Origin of the sequence: Lentisalinibacter sediminis (assembly GCF_040706615.1) — a bacterium.
GTDB classification, from domain to species: Bacteria; Pseudomonadota; Gammaproteobacteria; order Steroidobacterales; family Woeseiaceae; genus Lentisalinibacter; species Lentisalinibacter sediminis.
On sequence record NZ_JAPDRF010000007.1, the window covers coordinates 28,556 to 52,952 of the forward strand.

General features: G+C 68.1%; 23 protein-coding genes and 1 pseudogene. 10 read left to right on the forward strand and 14 right to left on the reverse strand.

The features are described 5' to 3' along the window. Position 1: 1 nt before the first annotated feature. On the forward strand, positions 2–226 hold the full coding sequence (locus ACJMKX_RS15190; protein ID WP_405227307.1) for a hypothetical protein: 225 nt from the start codon (positions 2–4) through the stop codon (positions 224–226). Positions 227–252: 26 nt separating this feature from the next. Here the strand turns inward: ACJMKX_RS15190 and ACJMKX_RS15195 are convergent. After that, positions 253–348, reverse strand: a pseudogene (locus ACJMKX_RS15195) (NAD(P)H:quinone oxidoreductase); the annotation flags it as partial. A 143-nt stretch (positions 349–491) separates the two neighbouring features. On the opposite strand from ACJMKX_RS15195, the gene ACJMKX_RS15200 reads away from it, so the two are divergent. The 5 genes from ACJMKX_RS15200 to ACJMKX_RS15220 all read left to right on the forward strand — a co-directional run bounded on the left by ACJMKX_RS15200 (position 492) and on the right by ACJMKX_RS15220 (position 4,286). Beyond that, the gene (locus ACJMKX_RS15200; protein WP_405227310.1) at positions 492–1,325 is read left to right on the forward strand and encodes a CPBP family glutamic-type intramembrane protease; all 834 of its coding nucleotides are present in this window, start codon (positions 492–494) and stop codon (positions 1,323–1,325) included. A gap of 22 nt (positions 1,326–1,347) precedes the next feature. Next, a complete protein-coding gene (locus ACJMKX_RS15205) occupies positions 1,348–2,493 on the forward strand; it encodes a serine hydrolase domain-containing protein (RefSeq protein WP_405227313.1) in 1,146 nt (381 codons plus the stop codon). Between the two features lie 50 nt (positions 2,494–2,543). After that, the gene (locus ACJMKX_RS15210; RefSeq protein ID WP_405227316.1) at positions 2,544–3,083 is read left to right on the forward strand and encodes a macro domain-containing protein; all 540 of its coding nucleotides are present in this window, start codon (positions 2,544–2,546) and stop codon (positions 3,081–3,083) included. A gap of 84 nt (positions 3,084–3,167) precedes the next feature. Further along, on the forward strand, positions 3,168–3,926 hold the full coding sequence (locus ACJMKX_RS15215) for a DUF2059 domain-containing protein (protein WP_405227319.1): 759 nt from the start codon (positions 3,168–3,170) through the stop codon (positions 3,924–3,926). A gap of 63 nt (positions 3,927–3,989) precedes the next feature. Further along, positions 3,990–4,286, forward strand: coding sequence for a hypothetical protein (locus ACJMKX_RS15220; RefSeq protein ID WP_405227322.1), 297 nt, complete (start codon positions 3,990–3,992; stop codon positions 4,284–4,286). Position 4,287: 1 nt separating this feature from the next. Here ACJMKX_RS15220 and glk read toward each other — a convergent pair whose 3' ends face one another. The 4 genes from glk to otsB form a co-directional block, all read right to left on the reverse strand. Further along, entirely contained in the window at positions 4,288–5,268 is a 981-nt protein-coding gene (glk, locus tag ACJMKX_RS15225) for a glucokinase (protein ID WP_405227325.1), read from the reverse strand. Beyond that, positions 5,265–6,653 (reverse strand): alpha,alpha-trehalose-phosphate synthase (UDP-forming), encoded by a 1,389-nt coding sequence (gene otsA, locus ACJMKX_RS15230; protein ID WP_405227328.1) that lies wholly within the window; start codon positions 6,651–6,653, stop codon positions 5,265–5,267. The genes glk and otsA overlap by 4 nt, the downstream gene beginning before the upstream one ends. A gap of 10 nt (positions 6,654–6,663) precedes the next feature. After that, entirely contained in the window at positions 6,664–8,451 is a 1,788-nt protein-coding gene (locus ACJMKX_RS15235; protein ID WP_405227330.1) for a glycoside hydrolase family 15 protein, read from the reverse strand. A 70-nt stretch (positions 8,452–8,521) separates the two neighbouring features. After that, entirely contained in the window at positions 8,522–9,292 is a 771-nt protein-coding gene (gene otsB, locus ACJMKX_RS15240; protein ID WP_405227333.1) for a trehalose-phosphatase, read from the reverse strand. Positions 9,293–9,366: 74 nt separating this feature from the next. On the opposite strand from otsB, the gene plsB reads away from it, so the two are divergent. Both plsB and trhO read left to right on the forward strand, forming a co-directional pair. Continuing rightward, positions 9,367–11,871: a glycerol-3-phosphate 1-O-acyltransferase PlsB gene (gene plsB, locus ACJMKX_RS15245; protein WP_405227335.1), complete on the forward strand. Its 2,505-nt coding sequence runs from the start codon at positions 9,367–9,369 to the stop codon at positions 11,869–11,871. A gap of 50 nt (positions 11,872–11,921) precedes the next feature. Continuing rightward, entirely contained in the window at positions 11,922–12,884 is a 963-nt protein-coding gene (trhO, locus tag ACJMKX_RS15250) for an oxygen-dependent tRNA uridine(34) hydroxylase TrhO (RefSeq protein ID WP_405227338.1), read from the forward strand. Between the two features lie 5 nt (positions 12,885–12,889). On the opposite strand, the gene ACJMKX_RS15255 is transcribed toward trhO, so the two are convergent. The 3 genes from ACJMKX_RS15255 to rhlB are packed head-to-tail and all read right to left on the reverse strand — an operon-like array spanning position 12,890 to position 15,388. Then, positions 12,890–13,123: a DUF465 domain-containing protein gene (locus ACJMKX_RS15255; protein ID WP_405227341.1), complete on the reverse strand. Its 234-nt coding sequence runs from the start codon at positions 13,121–13,123 to the stop codon at positions 12,890–12,892. Positions 13,124–13,171: 48 nt separating this feature from the next. Beyond that, positions 13,172–13,966, reverse strand: a complete 795-nt coding sequence (gene cysQ / locus ACJMKX_RS15260) for a 3'(2'),5'-bisphosphate nucleotidase CysQ (protein ID WP_405227344.1) — start codon at positions 13,964–13,966, stop codon at positions 13,172–13,174. 12 nt (positions 13,967–13,978) lie between these two features. Next, positions 13,979–15,388: an ATP-dependent RNA helicase RhlB gene (gene rhlB, locus ACJMKX_RS15265; RefSeq protein WP_405227347.1), complete on the reverse strand. Its 1,410-nt coding sequence runs from the start codon at positions 15,386–15,388 to the stop codon at positions 13,979–13,981. 279 nt (positions 15,389–15,667) lie between these two features. On the opposite strand from rhlB, the gene trxA reads away from it, so the two are divergent. Together trxA and rho are read left to right on the forward strand one after the other, a co-directional pair. Then, positions 15,668–15,994, forward strand: a complete 327-nt coding sequence (trxA, locus tag ACJMKX_RS15270) for a thioredoxin TrxA (RefSeq protein ID WP_405227350.1) — start codon at positions 15,668–15,670, stop codon at positions 15,992–15,994. 191 nt (positions 15,995–16,185) lie between these two features. Next, the gene (rho, locus tag ACJMKX_RS15275; protein ID WP_405227875.1) at positions 16,186–17,442 is read left to right on the forward strand and encodes a transcription termination factor Rho; all 1,257 of its coding nucleotides are present in this window, start codon (positions 16,186–16,188) and stop codon (positions 17,440–17,442) included. Positions 17,443–17,531: 89 nt separating this feature from the next. On the opposite strand, the gene purD is transcribed toward rho, so the two are convergent. The 6 genes from purD to prmA form a co-directional block, all read right to left on the reverse strand. Next, positions 17,532–18,836, reverse strand: a complete 1,305-nt coding sequence (gene purD / locus ACJMKX_RS15280; RefSeq protein WP_405227353.1) for a phosphoribosylamine--glycine ligase — start codon at positions 18,834–18,836, stop codon at positions 17,532–17,534. 14 nt (positions 18,837–18,850) lie between these two features. Further along, on the reverse strand, positions 18,851–20,398 hold the full coding sequence (purH, locus tag ACJMKX_RS15285; protein ID WP_405227356.1) for a bifunctional phosphoribosylaminoimidazolecarboxamide formyltransferase/IMP cyclohydrolase: 1,548 nt from the start codon (positions 20,396–20,398) through the stop codon (positions 18,851–18,853). A 40-nt stretch (positions 20,399–20,438) separates the two neighbouring features. Next, positions 20,439–20,717, reverse strand: coding sequence for a DNA-binding transcriptional regulator Fis (fis, locus tag ACJMKX_RS15290; protein WP_405227359.1), 279 nt, complete (start codon positions 20,715–20,717; stop codon positions 20,439–20,441). 81 nt (positions 20,718–20,798) lie between these two features. Beyond that, entirely contained in the window at positions 20,799–21,785 is a 987-nt protein-coding gene (gene dusB, locus ACJMKX_RS15295; RefSeq protein ID WP_405227361.1) for a tRNA dihydrouridine synthase DusB, read from the reverse strand. A 9-nt stretch (positions 21,786–21,794) separates the two neighbouring features. Next, positions 21,795–23,498, reverse strand: a complete 1,704-nt coding sequence (locus ACJMKX_RS15300) for a DUF3426 domain-containing protein (RefSeq protein ID WP_405227363.1) — start codon at positions 23,496–23,498, stop codon at positions 21,795–21,797. 4 nt (positions 23,499–23,502) lie between these two features. After that, positions 23,503–24,387 (reverse strand): 50S ribosomal protein L11 methyltransferase, encoded by an 885-nt coding sequence (prmA, locus tag ACJMKX_RS15305; RefSeq protein ID WP_405227366.1) that lies wholly within the window; start codon positions 24,385–24,387, stop codon positions 23,503–23,505. Positions 24,388–24,397: the final 10 nt, after the last annotated feature.

Below are 24,397 nucleotides of genomic sequence, written 5' to 3' on the forward strand. Positions count from 1 at the left end.
GATGCGCAACCTGTTCCTGATCGGCACCTGTCTGGTGCTGGCCGCCTGCGGCGGCGCGGACGACGAGGCGACGAAGTCCGACGAACCCTATGAGGATCGCGAGACCGTCTTCGACCCGATGACCGACACGATCGATCGCGCGAAGGAAGTGGAGGAGATGGGCAAGGACCGCAAGAAGGCCATGGACGAGGCGCTGGAGGAGGCCGACGGGGAGGGCCCCGAGTGACCGTGACCGGCTGACGCCCGCCGCTGGGCGACGAGCTTCTTCGCGATCTCCGCGACGTGCTCTCCCTGGAAGCGCGCAATCGTGAGTTCCTTCTCCGAAGGGGTGCGGCTGCCGACCTTGCCGACCCGCTTGCCGTTCGCCCGCAGGCCGCCGGTCTGGTCCAGGAAGTTCGCAGATGCTAACGGGTGTTGTTGCGCGAAGCACCAATGGACGCCGCGCCGCGCCGTCCCGACAATGGGGTTTGGTCAGTCTCGAGGATGCCGTCATGACAGGCGCCCCGGCCGCGCAGAACGTCGACGCCGTGCCCGTTGCGGCACTCGTCCCGTTTGTCCTGATCACCTTCGGCATCGCCTGGGGCGTGCTCTCCCTTTTCCTTTTCGTCCCCGATGCCGTGACGGCAGTTTTTGGTGAGATCAGCGGCCGCAACCCGCTCTTCTTCCTGGCGGTCTGGGCGCCGGGCATCGCCGCCTTCTTGCTCGTGTTGCGATATGGCGGCCTGCCCGGCCTGAAAGGCTACCTTCGCCGGCTCACCCTCTGGCGCTGTTCGCCCGCCTGGTACGCCTTCGTGATCCTCGGCATTCCGGTGTTGTTCGTCGCCGGCGCGGCACTGAAGGGCGACCTGGACCAGTGGTCCGGATGGTCGGGGACGGCCGGCGCGCTGGGCACGGCGCTGCTGGTCATGCTGTTCCAGGGTCCGATCGAGGAGTTCGGCTGGCGCGGGCTGGCCCTGCCGCTGGCTCAGCGCAGGCTCGTCCCTTTCTGGGCCGGCCTCGCGGTGGGCATCGTCTGGGCGTTGTGGCACTTCCCGGCCTTCCTGCTGAGCGGTACACCCCAGGGCGCGTGGTCGTTCACCCCCTTCTTCCTGGGTTCGGTCGCGGCCGCCCTGATCGTGACGGCGCTGTTCAACGCCTCCCGCGGCAGCATTCTCCTGCCCGTTTTCTTCCATTTCTGGCTGATCTTCCCGCTGTGGCCGGACGCCCAGCCCTGGGACATGTATCTCTTCTGCGCGGCGGCCGTGGTCGTGGTCTGGCTGAACCGGGAGGCGATGTTCAGCCGGCAGGGCGCCGCCATCGGCGTCATCACGAACCGTTATGCCTAGGATAAGGGCTCGCGTAAGGGCAGTGTCCGCGGCCGCGCTCGGGCTCGCGGCCGCCATCGCCCTCTCTCTGCCGGCCGCGGCCGATCCGGCAGCAGCATTCCGGGACGCGCTGGAAGCGCTGCACGCCGAACACGGATTCCCCGGCGCCACGGCCGCCTGCGTCCTGCCCGACGGCTCGGTGCTGGTCGCGGCGACGGGACTTGCCGACGTGGACGCCGGCAGGCCGATGCGCCCGGACGACCGGATGCTGGCAGCCAGCATCGGCAAGACCTTCACGGGTGCGATGGCGCTGGCCCTTTCGCGCGAGGGCAGGCTCGGACTCGACGATCCCCTGGCCGACTGGCTGGGTGAGGAGCCCTGGTACGAGCGGCTGCCGAACCACGACACCATCACGCTGCGCCACCTGCTCCGGCATCGATCGGGACTTCCCGACCACGTCTACGACGAGGCCTTCGGCGCCGAGTTCGCGCGACGGCTCGCGACTGGCCGCTTGTTCGCGCCGCGGGAGCTGATCGGCTACGTCCTCGACGACGAACCGCTGTTCCCGCCAGGTGAGGGATTCGCCTACACGGACACGGGCTATGTCTTGCTCGGACTCGTCATTGAGAAGGCGGCGGGCGAGAGCTACTACGAGGCGGTCGCCCGGCGGTTCCTGGAGCCGATCGGTCTCGCGCAGACGTCGCCGTCGGATCGTCGCGACCTGGCCGGGCTGGTGCCCGGTTATCTGGCCGCTGACAACCCCTTCGGGCTGCCGGCGAAGACACTGACGGACGAAGGGCTGCTGGTCTTCCATCCGGGGCTCGAATGGACCGCCGGCGGCTTCGTCAGCACCTCGCTGGACCTCGCGCACTGGGGTGCCGCCCTGTTCGGCGGGGACGCGATGCCGGGAGACTACCTGCCGCTGCTGCTCGCCTCGGCGACGATCGACCCGTCGCGGCCCGCCGTGCGCTACGGCCTCGGGGTCGCGGAGTTCCGCGACGGGCATTTCGGCGACGTGTACGGCCACGCCGGCTGGATCCCGGGTTACAGCTCCAGCCTGCGCCACTACGCCGATCACGGCGTGACGATCGCCTTCCAGGTGAACACCGACACGGGATTCACCGAGCCGGACAGCGAACTCATGGGAGAGATCGAGGCGCGGCTCGCGGAGGCCGTCATCGGCCACTGAGGCGCATGGCGGTCGTTGTCGCCGGAGAGCCGTCTCCCTAGACTGGCCCCATGAGCAGGACGACCATCAATGACATCACGATAGAGATCGTCCGCGGCGACATCGCCGACCAGCCCGACATTGAAGCGATCGTGAATGCGGCGAATGCGCAGCTGCAGACCGGCGGCGGCGTCGCTGGCGCTATCCATCGCGCCGCCGGACCGGGCCTGGCCGAGGAGGGCAGGCAGCACGCGCCGATCGAGCCTGGCGAGGCGGTGATGACGGGCGCCCACGATCTGCCGAACCGTTGCGTCCTCCATTGTCTGGGGCCGGTCTACGGTCGCGACGAGCCGTCCGACGAATTGCTGGCCTCCTGTTATCGCGACGCGCTGGCGCTGGCGGACGAAAACTCGGTGGCGTCCATTGCTTTCCCGGCGCTCTCCACCGGGGCTTTCGGCTTCCCGGCGGAACCGGCGGCGCGTATCGCTCTGGGCGCGGTCCTGGAGGCGTTGCCGAAGCTCTCTGCCGTGAAGCACGTCCGGTTCGTGCTGTTCAGCGACTCCGACGCGGCGCTGTACGAGCAGACGCTGCGGTCGCTGCAGGCGGACTGAGCGGCCCGGACAACCGACAGCCGCCACGCCTTCGGGTCGACGGTCGTGACTCCCTCTTCAATTTGCGGTAATTTATTCCCGCATATGACAGGCGGGGACGTCGGGGGCGTCGGACATCGGTTTCCTGATGCGTTCGTAACGCCGGTGCTCGTGGCGCTGGTCCGCGGCTTCGGCGGCAGCGAGGCCCCGTTTTCACCGCCGGTCGGCCGGTTACCTGCTCCGCCCATCATGGAGGAGACGATGTTGCGTCAGTTCCTGCTTATTGCCCTCGTAGTCCTTTTCGCTGTTCCGTCCTGCGCCACGCTGGACAATGAGCGAGCAGGGGACGGTCCGACGGCTACCGGCAATGCAGCCAGCCACGCGGCCGCCGCCACGGAGTTGCTGGAGGTCACCCGTTCCCGCGAGATGATGGAGCGCTCGCAGGCGCAGACGTTGTCGATGATCATGGAGTCGATGGAATCGGCCGGCATCCGCGCTGAGAATCGGGAGCGGTTCGAGCGGTGCTTCCGCCTGGCGAAGGAGTTCATCGACCGCGAGATGTCCTGGGAGCGCGTTGAACCCGAGTTCGTCCAGGCCTACACGAACGTCTACGACGAGGCGGATCTCCGGCAGCTGATCGATTTCTACCGCTCGCCGGTCGGCAGGAAGATGATCGAGCGTCAGCCCCTTCTGGAAGCCGAGGCGCTGCGGATCATGCGCAACCTGATGGCGGACAGCCAGCCCCGGCTGATGGCGCTGCTGCGTGACGAGATCGCATCCGGAGCCGCGGGAGGGCCGGAAACGGCGGACTGGGCGGCGGGTGATTCCGCGCCTGACGTTGCACGGCCTCCTCTGTCACGATAGAGAATCAGGTCCATTGGTCTGTCGCGCACAGGCAGCGCCCTGCCGGCGGTAACGAGGAGGACGATGTTGCAGCTCGCCGATGAGGACCGCGCGATCGTCGATCGCGCACGCTGGCAGGAATCGTTCTGGAGATACGGCCGCTACGTTCTGTTGATCGCGGGAGCGGGCATGCTGGTCTATGGTGCGGTCGCGTCTTACCCGACAAGTCTCGACGTGCCGGCGTGTCGCTGCGTGAACCCTGCCTTGCTGATACCTGTCGGCGCAAGTCTTCTTGCCTCGGTGATGCTCGGCTGGAAGGACCGCCAGCGCCAGCTGTTACTCCGGCTGGCCAGCGAACGCGAGGACCCGTCCTCGCCGTGACTCACCGCGTCCTTTGCGTGCGGATACTCGAGTCGGGGTCGCAGAATGCCGCCATGCCGGTGAGTCCCGGCGTCGCCGCGGTGATCAGCTTCAGCGGGATCCCCGCCAGGTACTCCCGGTAACGGCCCTTGTCCACGAAGCGTTCGGTGAAGCCGGAGCGGCGAAACAGACCCAGGTTCGCCGGCACGATGCCGCCGGCGATGTAGACGCCGCCGAGGGCGCCGAACACGAGCGCCACGTCCGATGCGACGGTGCCGAGAAAGTCGAAGAACAGATTGAAGGTACGGATGGCCGCCTCGTCGCCGGCGCGAGCGGCCTCGCTGACTTCCCGCGCCGCCGGGCGCTCGCCGCCGTGCAGTCCCTGGTGCAGCCGTCCGATGCCCGAGCCGGATAGTATGCGCTCCGCCGAGCAGTGGCCGAGTTCGTCCCGCACCCGTTTGATCACCCGCATCTCGTCGTCGTTGACGGCGGGCAGGGTCATGTGGCCACCCTCGCCGCTCACCGGGATGTAGCCGGCGTCGCTCATGACCAGCCCGGCCACGCCGAGGCCGGTGCCCGGGCCCAGCACGGCTACGCTGCGACCCGGCAGGCCGGCGCCGCCGCCGATGTCGATGCAGTCCTCCGCGGGCAGCGACGGCAGCGCGCAGGCGATGGCCTCGAAGTCGTTGATGACGTAGAGCTCGGAGAAGCCGAAGTCCGCGGCGAGGCGGTCCTGCCGGAACGCCCAGTCGATATTCAGCAGATCGACCTCGTTGCCCGTGACGGGCGCTGCGACGGCGAGTCCGGCCGCCTCGGGCGGCTTGCCGCCCAGGCCGTCCAGGTAGTGGCGCAGCATGTCCTCGAGACTCTCGAAGGCCGCGTTCTCCATCACCAGCGGATGCTCGATCTGGTGGTGGGGCTGGCCGCGGCGCCAGCAGCCGACGCGGCTGTTGGTGCCGCCGATGTCCGCGATCAGCCAGCGGTCGGGACCTGCCGCAATCATCGCCGCTTCTTCCTCAGGTCGGCGACGAAACGGGTGCGCCAGGCGGTGATGTCGTTGCGGCGCATCGTCTCGAGCATGGCCTCGTGGCGCTCGCGGCGCTCCTCCGTCGGCATGTGCAGGGAGCGGTTGATGCCATCGGCCACGTCCTCGGTGTCGTACGGGTTCACCAGTACCGCCTCCGTGAGTTCGTGGGCGGCGCCGGCGAGTTTGGACAGCACCAGCACGCCCGGGTCTTCGGCATCCTGGGAGGCGAGATACTCCTTCGCCACCAGGTTCATGCCGTCGCGGATCGGCGTCACCAGCCCCACCCGGGCGCTGCGCAGCATGCCCATCAGCGTGGGCCGATCGAAACCCTTGTTGAGATAGCGGATGGGCACCCAGTCCATGTCGGCGAAGCGGCCGTTGATCTGACCGGCGGTGCGCTCGAGCTGGGCGCGGATCTCCTCGTAGGCGCGGATGCCCACCCGGGTGGGCGGCGCGATCTGCATGAACACGAGGTTGCCCTGGTTGGACGGATACCGCTCCAGCAGGCGCTCGTAGGCCTGGAATCTTCGCCTGAGGCCCTTGGAATAGTCGAGGCGGTCGACGCCGATCAGGAGCTCCCGGTTGCCCAGGCTGGCGCGCATGCGCTGCACGTTCTCCGTGTCCTTGTTGGCCTCCGCCAGGGTCGCGATGCCGTCCACGTCGATGCCGATGGGGTAGACGTCGGCAATCAGCGAGCCGCCCGGAACGTCGATGCGGTTGCCCTCCGCGAGTTCGCCGCCGATGATCGGGTGGGTCATCGCCTCCCGGAAGGAAGCGAGGTCGCGCTCGGTCTGGAAGCCCACCACGTCGTAGGCGGACAGCGAGCGCAGCAGGTATTCGTGGTCGGGCAGCGCCTGCAGCACGTCGTAGCCGGGGAACGGCACGTGCAGGAAGAAGCCGATGGGCTGATCCACGCCCGCATTCCGGAGTTCGGCCGCGAGCGGGATCAGGTGATAGTCGTGCACCCAGATGATGTCGTCGGGCTCGAGCAGCGGCTTCAGCTTGCGCGCGAACAGCGCGTTCACCCGCAGGTACGCCTCGAACTCGCGGCGGTCGTAGAGCATGTAGCTCAGGAGGTAATGGAACAGCGGCCACAGCACCCGGTTACTGAAGCCGTTGTAGTACAGCTCGTACTCGCGCTCGTTCAGGTCGATGGTGGAGAAGGTGATCTTGCCGCGGGTGACATGCTGGGCGTCGTGGCTGTCGCTGGCGGTCAGCTTGCCGTCCCAGCCGAACCAGACGCCGCCTTCGTCCTCCAGCGCCGCGAGCACGCCGACGGCCAGGCCGCCCGCCGCGGGTCGGTTGGGATTGGGCATCGCCACCCGGTTGGAGACGGTGATCAGACGTCCGTTGCCGCTCATTTGCTGCTCCCTAGATTGCCTCGGCCCAGCTCTTGCTGAGGCGCATGGCACCGTCGATGATACCGGCCATGCTGTAGGTCTGCGGGAAGTTGCCCCACAACGAATTGTCCCGCGGGTCTATGTCCTCGGAGAGCATGCCCAGCGAGTTCCTGCAGCTCAGCATGTGCTCGTAGAGTTCCCGCGCTTCTTCCTCCCGGCCGATGGACGCCAGTGCGTCGATGTACCAGAAGGTGCAGATGTTGAACGCGTTCTCCGGTTCGCCGAAATCGTCGGCGGCGGCGTAGCGGAACACGTGATGGCCGCGGCGCAGCTGCTTCTCGATGGCGTTCACTGTGCCGATGAAGCGGGGATCGTCGGCCTTCAGGAAACCGAGGTAGTGCATCATCAGCAGGCTCGCGTCCATCTCCGGGCGGCCGAAACTCTCGGTGAAAGCCTGTTGTTTGTCGTCCCAGGCCTCCTCGCAGATCACCTTGTGGATGTGGCTCGCCTGGCGGCCCCAGTAGGCAGCGCGGTCGGCGAGACCGAGGCGTGTGGCGATGCGGGCCAGGCGGTCGCAAGCCGCCCAGCACATCAGCGAGGAGAAGGTGTGCACTCTCTTGCGGCCGCGGTACTCCCACAGGCCGGCATCCGGCTGGTCGTACAGTCGCACCGCGACGGCGCCGAGCTGCTCCAGCAGCTGGAACTCGGCCATACCGCCAGGATGGGTGAGGCGCTGGTCGAAGAACATCTGGGTGGAGGAGAGCACCACCGCACCATAGACGTCGTGCTGGTTCTGCTCGTAGGCCTGGTTGCCGAGGCGCACCGGTCCCATGCCCCGGTAGCCGGACAGCGACTCGACCACGCTCTCGGTGAGGTCGGCGCGGCCGCTGATGGCATAGACGGGTTGCAGTTCCTCCAGACCGGCCTCGGTGGAGACGTCGATGATATAGCGCAGATACTCCTCCATGGTCTTCGTGGCGCCGAGTCGGTTCAACACGTTCACCACGAAGTAGCTGTCGCGCAGCCAGCAGTAGCGGTAATCCCAGTTGCGCCCGCTCCCCGCGGCCTCCGGAATGGAGGTGGTCATCGCGGCGATCACCGCGCCGGTGTCCTCGAATGTGCACAGCTTCAGCGTGATGGCCGCACGGATCACGGCTTCCTGCCACTCGAACGGGATAGCGAGACCTCTCGACCAGCCGCGCCAGAAGCGCTCCGTGGCCTCGAGGTGGTTGTGGTATGTGTCCGAGACGGCCTCCGGGATGGACTCGTCCGGGCCGAGTATGAGATGCACCGGCCGGTCGAGCACGAAGCTGGACTGGTCCAGCACCCGGGTGATCGATACGTCCGTGGTGAGACGCAGCCGCATGCCGGAGCCAAGATAGCGGATGTGGTTGCTGCCGCGGCGGGTCTTGCAGGCCTTGCGTCCGTAATCCCGCGCCGGGTTCAGCCGGATGCGGATACGCGGGCTCCCGCTCAGAGGCTCGATCGCTCGTATCAGCATCATGGGCCGGAACATGCGACCCATGTAGGGGTAGCGCGGGGCGAAGTCCGTGATCGCGATGGCGCCGCCGTGGCGATCGTACAGCGTGGTGCGCAGTATCGGGGTGTTCGGCACGTACTCCTGCTCGGCGTGCTCGAAGTCCTGCAGCTCGATCTCGAAGTAGCCGGGCTGCTCGCGGTCTTCCTCGCTGCGCAGCAGGCGGCAGAAGACCGGATCGCCGTCGAACTGGGGCATGCAGCCCCAGACCATCACCCCCTGGCTGTCGATGAGTGAGGCGATCTGGCAGTTGCCGATGACCCCGAGATTCAGATCCGTCATGCGCGACCCCTTTGCGTCGTGGATTCCGATGACTCCGACAATTCCGATAATGATGGACGGGCGGGCGCGGTCAAGAGTCCGCCAGCGCGGCGAGCCATGCGTAGACCGCCTCGATGTCCGGCAGCGACCAGCGCGCCAGCGTGCCTGTCTGCCGGGCGCTCTCGCGGACGTGGATGGAGTGCCCGCCCAGTTCGTTGACGACCGAGAAGCCGGCTTCGTCCGTGATGTCGTCGCCGACGAAAACCGGAAGCCGCCCGGCGAAGGGTTCCACGGTCATGAAGTCCTCGATGGCCTTGCCCTTGCTGCGCCCGGCCGGCATGAGCTCGCAGACCATCTTGCCTTCCATCAGACGAAAGCCGGGTCCGAGGTCCTCGCCGATGGCGCGCATGGTCTCCACGACCGCCGGGCCCGCGGCCGGCGCGCGGCGGTAATGCAGCGCGACGCCCTGGGGCTTGTGCTCCAGCAGCACGCCGGGGCGGCCCGCGACGAATGTCTGCAGGCGGTCCATCGCGCCGTCCGGCAGCTGCGTGCCCTCGCGGTACTCCACCGGGTCGCCGGAATGACGGCGTAACTCCAGGCCGTGGGCACCGGCGGCGGGCAGTACCAGCGGGCTGAAGACCCGGTCGATGTCGTGCACCGGGCGCCCGCTGATCAGGGCCAGCGCACCATCCAGCCGCTCGGCCAGGCGCGACAACAGGGCGTTCAGCTCGGCGGTGGAAGCCACCGCCGAGGGGTCGTCTCGGAAGCCGAGCAGCGTCCCGTCCACGTCCAGGAACAGTGCCCAGCGCCGGGGGTCGCCGAGTGGCGGCGCAGGTTTCAGGTTCTTTGCTGTCGTTGTCACGGCGGTGCGAGCATTGCGCACCGCGGCGCGCTTTGCAAACACCCGAGCGGCCGGTATTCGGTAGAATCCGCCGGATGATCGCCCCGAGATTTCTGCGTCAGCCCTGGATCTGGTTGCTCGCGCGCATCACCCGCCTGTGGATCAGACCGGCCGTGCTGCCGGAGGAGCCCGCGGAGCTGATGGCGCCGGCGGGCACCCGGGTCTGCTACGTCCTCGAGTACGGCGGGCTGGCGGATCGGCTGGCGCTCGAGCAGGCCTGCATCCGTCACGACCTCCCGCTTGCCGGCGAGGGTGTCGTGTTCGCGGGGCAGGAGGAATCCACGGCGCTGATCGTGCTGCGCACCCGGCGGAGTCTGCTGTTCGGCCGCCGCCGCAAACAGATCTCGGAGCGGCTCGAGCGCCTGGTGGCCGCCGCCGCGCGCGACGGCGACGAAGACGAAGAGTTATTGCTGGTCCCTGTCGCGGTCTATTGGGGTCGGGCGCCGGAGAAGGAACGCTCCTGGTTCAAGGTGCTGTTCAGCGAGCAGTGGGATATCGGCGGCCGCACGCGCAAGTTCCTGAGCACGATCCTCTACGGCCGCGCCACGCTGGTGCATTTCAGCGAGCCGCTGTCCGTGCGCCGTGTCGCGGCGGAAGGGCTCAGCGCGCGGCTGGCCGCGCGGAAGATCTCGCGGATACTCCGCGTGCATTTCCGCCAGCGCCGGGTCGCGACCCTGGGCCCGGATCTCTCCCATCGCCGCACACTGGTGAACGGGGTGGTGCGCAGCGCCAGCGTGCGCGGCGTGATCAGCCAGGAGTCCCGTGGCGATGCGCGCAAGCGCGAGCGTTTGCGGCGCAAGGCCCGGGAGTACGCCCGGGAGATCGCGGCCGACATGTCCTACCCCATGGTGCGCTTCCTGGACAAGGTGCTCACCTGGGCCTGGCATCAGCTCTACGATGGCATCCGCCTCAACGGCATCGAGCGGGTGCAATCCGTGGCCGAGGGCAGGGAACTGGTGTACGTGCCCTGTCACCGCAGTCACATGGACTACATCCTGCTGTCCTATGTGCTGTACCACCAGGGCCTGTCGCTGCCCCACGTGGCCGCCGGCGTGAATCTGAATCTGCCGGTGGTGGGCTCCATCCTGCGCCGCGGCGGCGGCTTCTTCCTGCGCCGCAGTTTCCGCGGCAACCGGCTGTATGCCGCAGTCTTCTATGCCTACTTGCGGGCGCTGATCACGCGCGGCTTCAGCATCGAGTACTTCGTCGAGGGAGGGCGCAGCCGCACCGGGCGGCTGCTCAAACCGAAGGGCGGCATGCTGGTGATGACGGTGGAATCGTTCCTGCAGGACCCCCGCCGGCCGGTCGTCTTCGTGCCCGTCTATTTCGGCTACGAGAAGCTGGTGGAAGGCAAGGCGTACGTCAGCGAGCTCTCCGGCGAGCAGAAGAAGAAGGAGACCGTGCTCGGCCTGGTCCGCTCGCTGCGGACGCTGCGCGACTACTTCGGCGAGGTGTACGTCAACGTGGGCGAGCCGCTGGAGCTCACCGCCCTGCTGGACGCGCACCGTCCCGGCTGGCGGGAGGAGGAATCGGTCGAGGGCGAGCGGCCGGCCTGGCTGCCGGAGGTGATCGGCGACCTGGAGCGCCGCATCATGTGGCGCATCAATGCCGCCGCCGCCGTCACTCCGATCAGCCTGCTGGCCCTGGCGCTGCTGGCGACGCCACGCCAGACCATGCCGGAGTCCACGCTGCACCGCCAGCTCACGCTGCTGCTCGAGCTGTTGCGCCGCTTCCCCTACAGTGACGCCGTGACGGTCACCGAGCTCGGGCCCGAAGCCGTCATCGCCCACGGCGAGAAGATGGGCGTCATCCGGCGCGAGGAACATCCGCTCGGCGATCTCATCCTGATGCGGGAGAGCGAGGCGGTGCTGATGTCCTATTTCCTGAACAACGTGCTGCACCTGCTGGCCATCCCGGGCCTGGTGGCCGCCTGCTTCATCCAGAGCCGGCGGCTCGCGCTCGCCGAGGTGGTGCGCCTGATTGGACTCACCTATCCCTACGTGCGCGCGGAGCTGTTCCTGCGCTGGCGGGGCGGCGAGGTGGAGGCACTGGTGCGCGACGTCATCGGTCAGCTCACGGGGCTCGGTCTGCTGCGTCTGTCGCAGGACGGCCAGACGCTGCGCCGGCCCCGCGCGGGCGGCGCGGCCGCCTTCCAGCTGGTCCAGCTCGGCCGCCTGATGCTGCCGATGCTGCAGCGTTACTACATGACGATCGCGCTGCTCGAGCGCTACGGGTCGGGGCGTCTCACCCAGGGGCGGCTGGAGCGCATCTGCGAACTCTCCGCGCAGCGCCTGTCGATGGTGTCCGGACTGCGCTCACCGGACTTCTTCGACCGCAAGCTGTTTCAGGAATTCATCCGCACGCTGCGCAAGGGCGGCGTCCTCTCCGTCGATGCCGAGGGCCGGCTGGCGTTCGGCGAGGACCTGGTGCGTGTCGAGGAAGACGCCCGCCAGGTGCTCGGCGAACAACTCTGCCACCACATCCTCAGCACGACCGTGAGCGAGCTGCCGCCCGAAGAGGCGGAACGGGAGCACGCCTGAGGCGCCTGTGTCTGCACTCCGGGCGCCCCGCGTTGCGTACAATTGCGTTCATGAATAACGCGTCTCGCAGTTCGGACGGCGACGCCTGCGACGTCGTCTCCTTCTACCGTTTCGTCTCTCTGCCGTCGTATCGGCAGGTGCGCGGGCCGCTGCTCGCGGCCGGGCGCGAACGCAACCTCCTGGGCACCGTTCTGCTGGCGCCGGAAGGTATCAACGCGACGCTCGCCGGAGAGCGCGACGCACTGGCGTCGCTGCTGGACTGGCTGGGCGATATCGAGGGGCTGGCTGATGTGGAAGGCCGATGGTCGCGCGCGGACGAGCCGCCGTTCCGGCGCTTGCGGGTGCGCCTGCGCAGGGAGATCGTCAGCCTCGGGCGACCGGACGTCGACGCATCGGTGCTCACCGGCGAGCGGGTCAGCCCCGCGGAGTGGAACGGGCTGATCGCGGATCCGGAGACGCTGGTGATCGACACGCGCAACCGCTATGAGATCGACGTCGGGCGCTTTCCCGGCGCCGTCGATCCGGGCACGGACAGCTTCCGCGATTTCCCGGGTTTCGTCGACGAACGGCTGGCCGGCGAGCGCGACCGACCCATCGCCATGTACTGTACCGGCGGCATCCGCTGCGAGAAGGCGACGGCCATGATGCGTGAGATGGGCTTCGAGCGGGTCTACCAGCTGGAAGGCGGAATCCTCGGCTATCTCGACGCGATGGCGGAGTCACCGGACAATCGCTGGGAGGGCGAGTGCTTCGTCTTCGACAGTCGGGTGGCGGTGGACCGGCGTCTGGCTCCCGGCCACTACGTGCAGTGCCACGCCTGCCGCCGGCCACTGTCCGCTGCGGACGTGGCATCGCCGCTCTACGCCGCCGGCGTGAGCTGCCCTCACTGCCACGGTGACGTGGATTCCGACCGCGCCGAGCGGCTGGCAGAACGGCGCCGCCAGGTGGAGCTGGCGGAGGCGCGCGGCGAGCGGCATATCGGCGCCGTCTACGGCGGGACCGAAGAGGAGTAGTTAGTTCAGGCGTTCAGGTCCGGGATCAGCTCGCTCTCGAGCCGGGAGATCATGTCCTTCAGCTGGAGCTTGCGCTTCTTCAGGCGGCGCAGCCGCAGCTGGTCGACCAGGGGGTCTTCCGACAGACGGTCGATGAGGTCGTCCAGGTCCCTGTGGCTGATGCGCAGCTCCCGCAGTCGCTCCAGGTCCCGGAATACGTCGTTCTCGACGTTGTTGTTGTCGGTGATCTCGCCGTCCACGCTTTCTTAGTAAGCCGAAATCCGGCGCTTGTCCAGTCTTTCCCGGCCTCAGCCTATAGGCGGCCACGGGCGATCCTGCGGGCCGGTCACCAGGAAGTGCGGGTTCAGGATGTCCGCCTTGGCGTTGTAGGCCAGCGGCGAGCCGCCGGCCACCGTGACGCGCCCGCCGGCGGCCTCCACCACGGCCTGGGCGGCGGCCGTATCCCACTCCGACGTCGGACCGAGCCGGGGATAGACGTCCGCGCCTCCCTCGGCGACGACACAGAATTTCAGGGAGGAGCCCATGGGCAGGAGCTCGTGTTCGCCCAGTTCCCCGAGCCACGCGTCCAGGCTCGCGCCGCGATGCGAGCGGCTGCCGACAACGCGCACGGGCGATGCAGATTCCTCCGCGACGCGGATGGCCTCGCTGCTCGCGCCGTCGACGAGACGGCGCGCGCCGTAGCCGTGCAGGCCGGTGTAGGTCTTGCCTTGCACGGGCACGTGCACGACGCCGAGCACCGCGTGATGGCCCTCCACCAGTGCGATATTCACGGTGAACTCGCCGTTGCGGCTGACGAACTCCTTCGTGCCGTCAAGGGGGTCCACCAGCCAGTAGTGCTGCCAGGCGCGGCGCTCGCCGTAGGGTGGTATGCCGTCTTCCTCGCTCAGCACGGGCATGCCGGGCGTCAGCTGCTTCAGACCCTGGACGATAACGTCGTGGGCCGCACGGTCGGCCGCCGTGATGGGCGAGTCGTCCTGCTTGCTCTCCACGTCGAAGTCGGTCTCGTAGACCTCCAGGATGGCCTGACCGGCATCCCGGGTGATGGCCACCACGTTCTTCAGGAGCTGCTGTCGGTTCTGCACGTGTCCTCCGCGTTACTGACCGGCGTCACCGGACTTCTTCGTGCGCCTGCGCCGGCGTCGCTTCTTCTTCTCGCCGCCGTCGCCGGATTTCGATTTGCCGCCACCGTCGTCGGAGCGGGCTTTCCTGCCGCCACCGCCGCTACCACCGCCGCCACCACTCCGGCCGCTGCGCCCGCCGCCGCGGGACGGCCTGCCGCCGCCGCCGGGGCGGTCACCGAGGCGCTTGCGCGGCCGCCGGGGCGGGCGCTCGATCTCGGGCAGCGCCTCGTGATCGAAGCTCGCCACCGGGATCTTGTTGCCGATGTAGTCCTCGATGTCGGGCAGCGAAACCACGTACTGTTCGCAGCCGAAGCTGATCGCGTCACCTGATGCGCCGGCCCGCGCCGTGCGGCCGATGCGGTGTACGTAGTCCTCGCGGTCCTGGGGCAGGTCGTAGTTGAAAACGTGGCTCACGTCGGGCACGTGCAGGCCGCGGGAGGCGACGTCGGTGCCGATCAGCACCGCCAGCTCGCCGCTCTGGAAGTCGGAGAGCATGCGCTCGCGCTTGCGCTGGGGGACGTCGCCGGAGATGGCCTGGGCGTTGATGCCGTTCGCGCGCAGCGTGTCCTCGAGTCTCTCCGCCTCCCGCTTCGTGTTCACGAACACCATCGTGCGCTTGGCGTCCCTCTCGCGCAGCAACTTGATCAGCAGCGGCAGCTTCTCCTCGTTGGAGGGGTAGTAGATGACCTGACGCACGCGGTCGGCCGTCACCTTTTCGGGCTCGATGCGGATAAGCTCCGGATCGTTCATGTGCTCGTAGGCGAGTTCCATCACCCGGTGCGACAGGGTGGCCGAGAACAGCATGTTCAGCCTCTCCGTCGGCGGAGGCAGTCGCCGCAGCACGTAGCGGATGTCCTTGATGAAGCCCAGATCGAACATGCGATCGGCCTCGTCCAGTACCATCACTTCCACGTGGTTCAGATTGAACACACCCTGTTTGTAGTAGTCGATGAGGCGCCCCGGCGTACCGATCAACACGTCGATGCCGGCGCTGATGTGGTCGCGCTGCTTGTCGTAGTCCTTGCCGCCATAGGCCAGTGCGACCTCGAGACCCGTGTGGCTGCCCAGGGTCTCGGCGTCGGCGGCGATCTGCACCGCCAGTTCCCGGGTGGGGGCCAGGATGACCGCACGCGGCGCTGACTGCTTGCTGTCCGGTCGCTCACTCGCAAGCAGGCGATTGAACAGGGCGATCAGGAACGCGGCCGTCTTGCCCGTCCCGGTCTGCGCCTGGCCGGCGACGTCGCGGCCCGCGAGGGCGATGGGCAGCGTCCGGCTCTGGATCGGCGTGCAGTATTCGAAACCGGCATCCTCGATGCCTTCGCGTATGCCGTCGGGCAGCTCCAGATCCCTGAAGGCCAGTTCGCTCAGATGATTTTCAGACATGGGTTCCCGTGGGGAAAAAGTGAATGTAAGGCTTGCAAATTCGGCCGCGAAGGGTTCAAATTAACCCCAGTTCGCTGCGACAGCCGTCGCACCTGCCAGAATTCGCTACCACCAAATCTCAAGAGAAGCCGCACAAGACCGGCGAGAAAGCTGCGACATATTGCCTGATCGGGAACGCGCCGTCACCTGCCCGGTCCGGCGCCGAAACAAATATGCGCCGTCGGGGTAGCTCCGACTCTGGACACTGAATCATTCGATACTGCGGGGAGGTTAACAGCGGTGACTGACCAGATCGTTCATACGAGTGACGCGACGTTCGAGCAGGACGTGCTGCAGTCCGATCGTCCGGTGTTGCTGGACTTCTGGGCGGAGTGGTGCGGTCCGTGCAAGATGATCGCGCCGCTGCTCGATGACGTATCCGGCGAGTACGGCGATCGATTGAAGGTGGCGAAGATAAACATCGACGAGAATCCTAACACGCCGCCGAAATTCGGGATCCGCAGTATCCCTACCCTGATGCTGTTCCGCGACGGAGCAGTGCAGGCACAGAAAATGGGTGCGATGTCGAAATCGCAACTTGTCGAGTTTTTGGATGCCAATTTGTGAGAGGCTACTTGGGTAATCAAGCAAGAGGACGGTCGAAGCAATCTTCCCGTCCGAAAAATCAGAATGGGCCGCCGCGCAAACCGCGCCGGCGGAAAAGCGGCAATACGCAGCACGGCTACGAGGATCTCCCCGCCGACGAGGAGAATCTCGAGGTCATAACGCCGGAGCAGCTCGCCGACAACAAGAACGTGATGAACCTCACCGAGCTCAAGACGTGTCCCGCGTCGGAGCTGGTGGTGCTTGCCGAGGAGATGGGGCTGGAAGGCCTCGCACGCTCGCGCAAGCAGGACATCATCTTCGCGATGCTGAAAGCGCATGCGAAGCAGGGCGAGGACATCTACGGCGACGGCGTGCTGGAGATCCTGCAGGACGGCTTCGGCTTCCTGCGCTCCTCCGATAGCTCCTACCTGGCCGGGCCGGACGACATCTACGTCTCGCCGAGCCAGATCCGGCGCTTCAACCTGCGCACCGGCGACACCGTCTCCGGCCTGATCCGGCCGCCGAAGGACGGCGAGCGCTATTTCGCGCTGCTGAAGGTGGGGCAGATCAATTTCGACGCGCCGGAGAACGCCAAGAGCAAGGTGCTGTTCGAGAATCTGACGCCGCTGTTCCCGAAGGAGCGGCTGCAGCTCGAGCAGGGCAACGGCAGCACCGAGGACCTGACGGCGCGCATCATCGACATGGTGGCGCCCATCGGCAAGGGCCAGCGCGGTCTGATCGTCTCGCCGCCGAAGGCCGGCAAGACGATGCTGCTGCAGAACATCGCCTCCGCCATCGCGGCCAACTACCCGGAGTGCGACCTCATCGTGCTGCTCATCGACGAGCGGCCCGAGGAAGTCACGGAGATGGAGCGCACGGTGCGCGGCGAAGTCGTGTCTTCCACCTTCGACGAGCCGGCCAGCCGGCACGTGCAGGTGGCGGAGATGGTGATCGAGAAGGCCAAGCGGCTCACCGAGCACAAGCGCGATGTCGTCATTCTGCTCGACTCCATCACGCGGCTGGCGCGTGCCTACAACACCGTGGTGCCGTCATCCGGCAAGGTGCTGACGGGCGGCGTGGACGCCAACGCCCTGCACCGGCCGAAGCGCTTCTTCGGTGCGGCGCGCAACATCGAGGAGGGCGGCTCCCTCACCATCCTCGCCACGGCGCTGATCGACACCGGCTCGAAGATGGACGACGTCATCTACGAGGAGTTCAAGGGCACCGGCAACATGGAGATCCACCTGGATCGGCGCATCTCCGAGAAGCGTGTGTTCCCGGCCATCAACATCAACCGTTCCGGCACACGGAAAGAGGAATACCTCACCCAGCCGGACGAGCTGCAGAAGATGTGGGTGCTGCGCAAGGTGCTGCACCCGATGGACGAACTCGCCGCCGTCGAGTTCCTGCTCTCCAAACTGCAGGACACCAAGACCAACGCCCAGTTCTTCGAGGCCATGAAGCGTTGAGGAAACGCTGAGGCGGCGTCTTCGATGCCGTAGTCGGGCAGGGCGTCTTCGATAGGCCGCCAGGCTTCGCCGGCGGTAATCACGAGGTCTCAGCCGCCGGCCGCCGCGGCGATTTCGCGGGCGATGGCGCGGTGGCCGATGTCCCGACGAAAATAAGCACCGTCCCAGCGGATGCAAGCGACGCCCCGATAGGCCGAGTCCCGCGCCGCCGTGACGTTCTCGCCCAGCCCCACGACGCAGAGCACGCGCCCGCCGGCGGTCACCACCCGGTCGCCATCCATGCGCGTGCCGGCATGGAAGACCTTGACGCCGTCCAGGGCGGCGGCGCGGTCCAGGCCCTCGATGGCATCGTCTTTCGGATAGTCCTCCGGGTAGCCGCCCGCGGCCATTACCACGCCGAGGGAGGCGCGGAGATCCCATTCGGCCCTCGCGTCGGCCAGGCGGCCGTCCAGCGCGGCCTCGCAGAGCTCGACCAGGTCGCTCTGTAGTCGCGCCATGATCGGCTGTGTCTCGGGGTCGCCGAAGCGGCAGTTGAATTCGAGCACCCGCGGCGCGCCGCTGTCGTCGACCATCAGCCCTGCGTACAGGAACCCCAGGTAGTCGACGCCGTCCGCTGCCAGACCGTCGATGGTGGGCCGGATCACCTCGTCCATGATGCGCCGTTCTATCGCGGGCGTGACCACCGGCGCAGGGGAGTAGGCGCCCATGCCGCCGGTGTTCGGGCCGGTGTCGCCCTCGTCGCGGGCCTTGTGATCCTGGGAGGTGGCCAGCGGCAGGATGTGGCGGCCGTCCGTGATGACGATGAAGCTCGCCTCTTCGCCCTGCAGGAACTCCTCCACGACGATGCGACGGCCGGCACCGCCGAACGCGCCGGCCTGCAGCATGTCCCGTGCTGCCTCCTCCGCTGCCTCGACGGTGTGCGCCACCACCACTCCCTTGCCGGCGGCGAGGCCGTCCGCCTTCACCACCAGTGGCGCGCCCTGCTCGCGGATGTAGTCGAGAGCCGGCGCCAGTTCGGTGAAGTTTTCGTAGGCGGCCGTGGGGATGCGGTGGCGGGCCAGGAAATCCTTCGTGTAGGCCTTGGAGCCTTCCAGCCTCGCGGCTTCCGCACGGGGTCCGAAGCAGCGCAGCCCGGCCTCGGCGAAGCGGTCCACGAGACCCGCGACCAGCGGGACCTCGGGGCCGACGATGGTGAGATCCACGCTTTCCCGGCGGGCCAGCGCCAGCAGGCCTTCCACGTCGTCCGCCGCCACGGCGGCGTTGCGGACACCGGGTTCCAGCGCTGTGCCTGCGTTACCCGGTGCGACGACGACTTCGTCGACCCTCGGTGAGCCCGCGCATTTCCAGGCCAGCGCGTGTTCGCGCCCGCCGCCGCCCACGATGAGTATCTTCAAGGCAACTCTCCGGCTCAGTGACGGAAATGGCGCATGCCGGTGAACACCATCGCGATGTCGTGTTCGTCGGCCGCGGCGATGACCTCCTCGTCGCGCACGGAACCGCCGGGCTGGATCACGGCCCGCACGCCGTGTTCCGCTGCCGAGTCGATGCCGTCGCGGAAAGGGAAGAAGGCGTCGGACGCCATGGCGGCGTCTTTCGTGGAGAGGCCGGCGTCCGCCGCCTTGATGGCAGCGATGCGCGTGGAGTAGACCCGGCTCATCTGGCCGGCGCCGACTCCGATGGTGGCGCCGCCGCGGGCAAAGACAATCGCGTTGGACTTGACGTACTTCGCCACCCGCCAGGCGAACATCAGGTCGGCGATCTCGCCGGCCGAGGGTTCGCGGCGGGTCACCACGCGCAGGTTACCGGCCTCGATGCGACCGTCGTCCCGCTCCTGCACCAGCAGCCCGCCGGAGACCTTTTTCAGCTCCACGGCCGGCCGCTCGGGTCGGGTCTCCCCGGTCACGAGAATGCGCACGTTCTTCTTCGCGGCCAGCACTTCGGCGGTGCCGTCGGCCAGGGCGGGTGCCACGATGACCTCCACGAACTGTCGATCCAGGATCTCGCGGGCCACTTTCTTCTGCAGCGGCGCGCTGAAGGCGATGATGCCGCCGAAGGCGGATACCGGATCGGTGGCGTAGGCCCGCTCGTAGGCCTCGAACTGCGACCCCGCAGTGGCCGCGCCGCAGGGATTGGCGTGCTTGACGATCACGCAAGCGGGGCCCTCGAACTGGCGCACGCATTCGAGGGCGGCGTCGGCATCCGCGATGTTGTTGTAGGAGAGCGCCTTGCCCTGGACCTGCTCTGCGCCCGCGAGTGTGCCGCGGAGGTCGCCCGCGTCGGCGTAGAAGGCAGCCTGCTGATGGGGATTCTCGCCGTAACGCAGGCTGGCGATGCGCCGTCCGCCTGCGGCGAAGCGTTCGCCCAGCCGGCTTTCGCCCGCCCCCTCGGTGAGCCACGATGAGATGGCCGCATCGTAACTGGCCGTGTGGGTATAGGCCTTCGCGGCGAGGCGCAGGCGTATGGCCTCGTCCACGCTGCCCTCCTCCAGCGCGCGGAGTGTGGTCTCGTAGTCGGCCGGGTCCACCAGCACGAGGACGTTGTGGTGGTTCTTCGCCGCGGCCCGGATCATGGCGGGGCCGCCGATGTCGATGTTCTCGATGGCGTCGCCGAGGGTCGCGTCCGCCGCGCTGACCGTCTGCTCGAAGGGATAGAGGTTGACAGCGAGGACGTCGATGGCGTCGATGCCGTGCTCGGCCATGACGGCGGCGTCGGTGTCCCGGCGGCCCAGCAGCCCGCCGTGGATCTTCGGATGCAGGGTCTTGACCCGGCCGTCCATGATCTCGGGAAAGCCGGTGTGCGCCGAGACGTCGGTGACTTGCAGACCGGCATCGCGCAGCGCGCGGGCGGTGCCGCCCGTGGAGAGCAGGTCGTAGCCGCGGTCGGCCAGGCCCCGCGCCAGTTCCACCACCCCGGTCTTGTCGGAGACGCTCAACAGCGCGCGGCGGGATCGCGTCATCGGCTCTGCTCCCGGTGTGTGTCCTGGCGCCGGCGGCCGCTCAGCGCAGCAACGCGTACGCCTTCAGTTTCTTGCGCAAGGTGCCGCGGTTTATGCCCAGGATCGAGGCCGCCTCGCTCTGGTTGCCACCGGTGTATTCGAGCACCGTCCGCAGCAGCGGCTTCTCCACTTCGCTCAGCACCAACTCGTAGAGATCCCCCGGTCGATAGCCGTTCAGGCTCTCGAAATACTGGTTCAGGGCTTCCTGGGTGTGGTCGCTCAGGGACTTGTCGTTGCCCAGCGTCGGCTTTCGTTTCTTCTTTCGTGTCGATTGAGCCACGTCGATTCGTTTCCCCGCAGATCGCCGCCACGACCGTCGACCGCAGCGCTCCTGTTGACTTATTGTTGCTGAACAGCGCGATCAGGCGGCTAGAGCACCGGCCCGGTCCGCGCTGTCGAGAAAGCGCTCGGTGAGGAGCAGCTGCTCCCTGGCACTCTCAACGCGCACCACCTGGCGTCGGTATTCATCGCCATCCGGCAGATGGCGGCTGTACCAGGACAGGTGTTTGCGTGCCACCCGAACACCGCGCTCTTCCCCATAGAAACGGTGCAGCTCGTGCAGGTGGGCGGTGATGATAGCACGGAGCTCGGCAGCGTCGACAGACGCCGGCGCGGCGCCGTGACAGAGGTAGTGCAGCACTTCCCGGAATATCCATGGACGGCCCTGCGCTGCGCGGCCGATCATTACGGCGGCGGCGCCGGTTACGCGCAGAACTTCGAGTGCCTTTTCAGGACTGTCGATATCGCCGTTGGCGATCACCGGTATGGAGACCGCGTCGACGATCTGCCCGATAGTCGCGTATTCCGCGCTGCCGGCGAAGCGGCAGGCGCGGGTGCGTCCGTGGATGGCCAGCGCCCGGATGCCACAGTCCTCGGCGAGTCTGGCCACCCGCACGCCGTTGCGGTTGTCGGGATCCCAGCCGGTCCGCGTCTTCAGTGTGACGGGCACATCGACGGCGGCGACGACCGCGGCGAGGATATCGGCGACCCGGCGCTCGTCCTGCAGCAGCGCCGAGCCGGCGAGCTTGCGGCAGACCTTCTTGGCCGGGCAGCCCATGTTGATGTCGACAATGTCGGCGCCGGCGTCGGCGACGGCACGGGCCGCCTCCGCCATCGGCGCGGGATCGCTGCCGGCGATCTGCACCACCCGTGGCCAGGGGTCGCCTTCCAGGCGCAACCGGTGCCGTGACTTCTCCGAGCGCCAGAGCGAGGTGTCCGCGGTGGTCATCTCCGTGGCGGCCAGGCCCGCCCCGAACCGGCGCGCGAGGCGGCGGAACGGCAGGTCGGTGGTGCCGGCCATGGGAGCGAGCAGTACGGGAGAGGCGATGTCGATGGTGCCGATGCGCATGTCGGGATTCTAGCGGCAGGCGCCGGAGCAGCGCAGGTCGCCCTCTGCGCTCCGGTAGCAGACGTGCAGCTCGTAGCCTGCCGCCTCGCTGCCCGGATCCGACAGCCGGGCGCGGGCGCGCACGCGGTCGCCCGGATGCATGCGGACGTCGCGCAATTCCCCCTCGGGCAGATAGTCGTCGGCTTCGACCGAGCGGCTGCCGATCACGCTCTGCCAGCGGTCCGTCAGCGAGACGTGCAGCAGCGGATAGGGTTGGGGCCGGTCGCCCTGGTGAACGACGACGCTGGTGATCTGCAGCGAGTCCGCGCTGGCATCGCCGCTGGACGACTCGACGCACAGCGCGCCGATGTCCCAGCGCGGCTGCACGTCGGCGCCGAACAGGCCGTAGATCTGCTGCAGCCGGGGACCGAATTCCGGATGCGTCGCCAGCTGGGTCCGCTGGCCGTGGATGACCTGGGCCGCGAGCGCCACGACCAGCAGCAGGGCCGCCCCCGACCACAGCAGAGTCCGTGACCGGCTGCGCCGGCGCGGCAGCAGTGTCTGGTCGATGAGCTCTTCTTCGCCGTCTTCCTCCGGCTGCTCACCGGCAGCGCCCCCGGCCGTCTTGCTTTCGACTCCCCGGGGAGCCTCGGTGGCCGGTTGCGATTCCTCCCGTTCCTCCCGCGCGTGCTCCTCGACGGCGGCCGCCGCGGCGTCGCTGTCGGGACCGAGGATCGCCGCGAACTCACCGCTCTGGACGATCTCGTCGAACAGGGCCGCGGACGCCGCGAGGTCGTCCCGGTCCTCCGCTGCGCCCGTCCGGTCGCCGGCCGCGGCGGCGTGTTCGGGCAATGCGGGTTCCTCGGGCGCCGACGGCTCTTCGGCCGGAGGTCGTTCGGCTTCCGGCGTCTCCGCTGCGGTCTCGGTCTCCGCTTTTCCTGCGGGCGGTTCCCCGGCCCCCGGCTCGGCCGCATCCGGTGCTGCCACCGTCCGGTGAGGCGTCTCAGCCGGTTCCCCGACGAGCATGAGTTCCTCGGGCGGCGCGTCCTCCGGCGCCCGTTCGGCCGGGACGCCGTCCTCGTGGCCGCCCTCGTCGCCGGTCTCGCGCTCCAGCCCGACACCGAGCGTGGTCTCGTCCAGCTCGAGTTCGGCGAGCAGTGCGCGCCACTCGTCCTCGTCGCCGAGATCGCCGGTCTCGGCCGCGTCGTCGCCGGCATCGGGCGTCGGCGCTGCCGGCTCCCCGGCCGGGCCGTCCGTCTGCTGGCCGGCCGCCGCGGCCTCCTGCCGCTGTCCGGCTTCCTCCTCGTCGGCCTCTGCGGACAGGTCGCCGCCGAACGAAGCCAGGATTTCCTCCAGCGGCGTGTCGTCGTCGAAGCGCTGGGGCTCGCGCGCGGGTTCGCCTCCCGATTCGGGTTCGCCTCCGGGTTCAGGCTCGCCTTCCGCTTCGGGCTCGGGCTCAGGTTCGGGCTCAGGTTCGGGCTCGGGTTCGGGTTCCGGCTCCGTTTCCGGTTCCGGCCCGGCCTCGGGGCCGCTCTCCGGCCCCGGCTCTTCGATCGACTCCGGCCCGGGTGCCGGCGGCTCGGCCGGCTGCGGCGGCGGCGGTTCGTGGGACAGCGTTTCCAGCGCGTCGAACACCGTCCCGCAGGCGCCGCAGCGCACCCGCCCGTGGGCGCGCTTCAGATCTTCCGGCCCGATCTGGTAGACGGTCCGGCATTCGGTGCATTGGGTGTACACGGTCTCAGTCTTCCCGGCGCCTGCCGCTGATCATGATCCAGTCCTCGCGTGCGACCGCCGGCGCGATCTCGAACCAGCGCTCGTAGGCGGCGCGGATCTCCTCCGCCTGACTCGCGAGGATACCCGATAACACGATCTCGCCGCCGCTCCGGGTCAGTCCGGCCAGCCGCGGGGCGAGTGCGGCCAGGGGGGCGGCGAGGATATTCGCCAGCACGATGTCGAATGCCGCATCGACGAGTTCTTCGGGGGCGACGACACCGAGGCGTCCGGCGACGTCGTTGCGTGCCGCGTTAGCCCCCGTTGCCGTGAGGGCCTGTGCGTCGATGTCGGTGGCGGTCGCCTCCCCGGCGCCCAGGAGCAGGGCGGCGACGGCGAGGATGCCCGACCCGCATCCGTAATCGAGCACGCGGTGCCCGGCGATGCGGGCCGCATCGAGCCATTCCAGGCACAGGGCGGTCGTCGCGTGGGTGCCGGTGCCGAAAGCGAGGCCGGGGTCCATGTCCAGCACGACTGCGTCCGGCTCTTCCACCACCCCGCCCGTCGGGCATACCCAGAGGCGCTGGCCGAAGCGCATGGGACGGAAGTCGCGCAGCCACTCCCGCTCCCAGGCGCGGTCCGCCAGCGTCTCCACGCGCCAGGCCGGCAGTTCGTCCAGATCGAGCGCGGCATGCAGGCCGGCTGTCAGAACCTGCTCGTCCAGATGCTCATCGAACAGCGCGGTGACGAGGGTGGCAGGCCAGAGCGGCGTCGCGCCCGGCGCCGGCTCGAGCACCGGCGAATCGCCGGCGTCGGAGTAGGTGACGGCGCCGGCACCGAGGTCCTCCAGGGCCTCCTCCACCCGGGCCGCGTCCAGGCCGTCCAGAGCCATGGTGAACTGACGCCAAGACATCCCGCCGGCG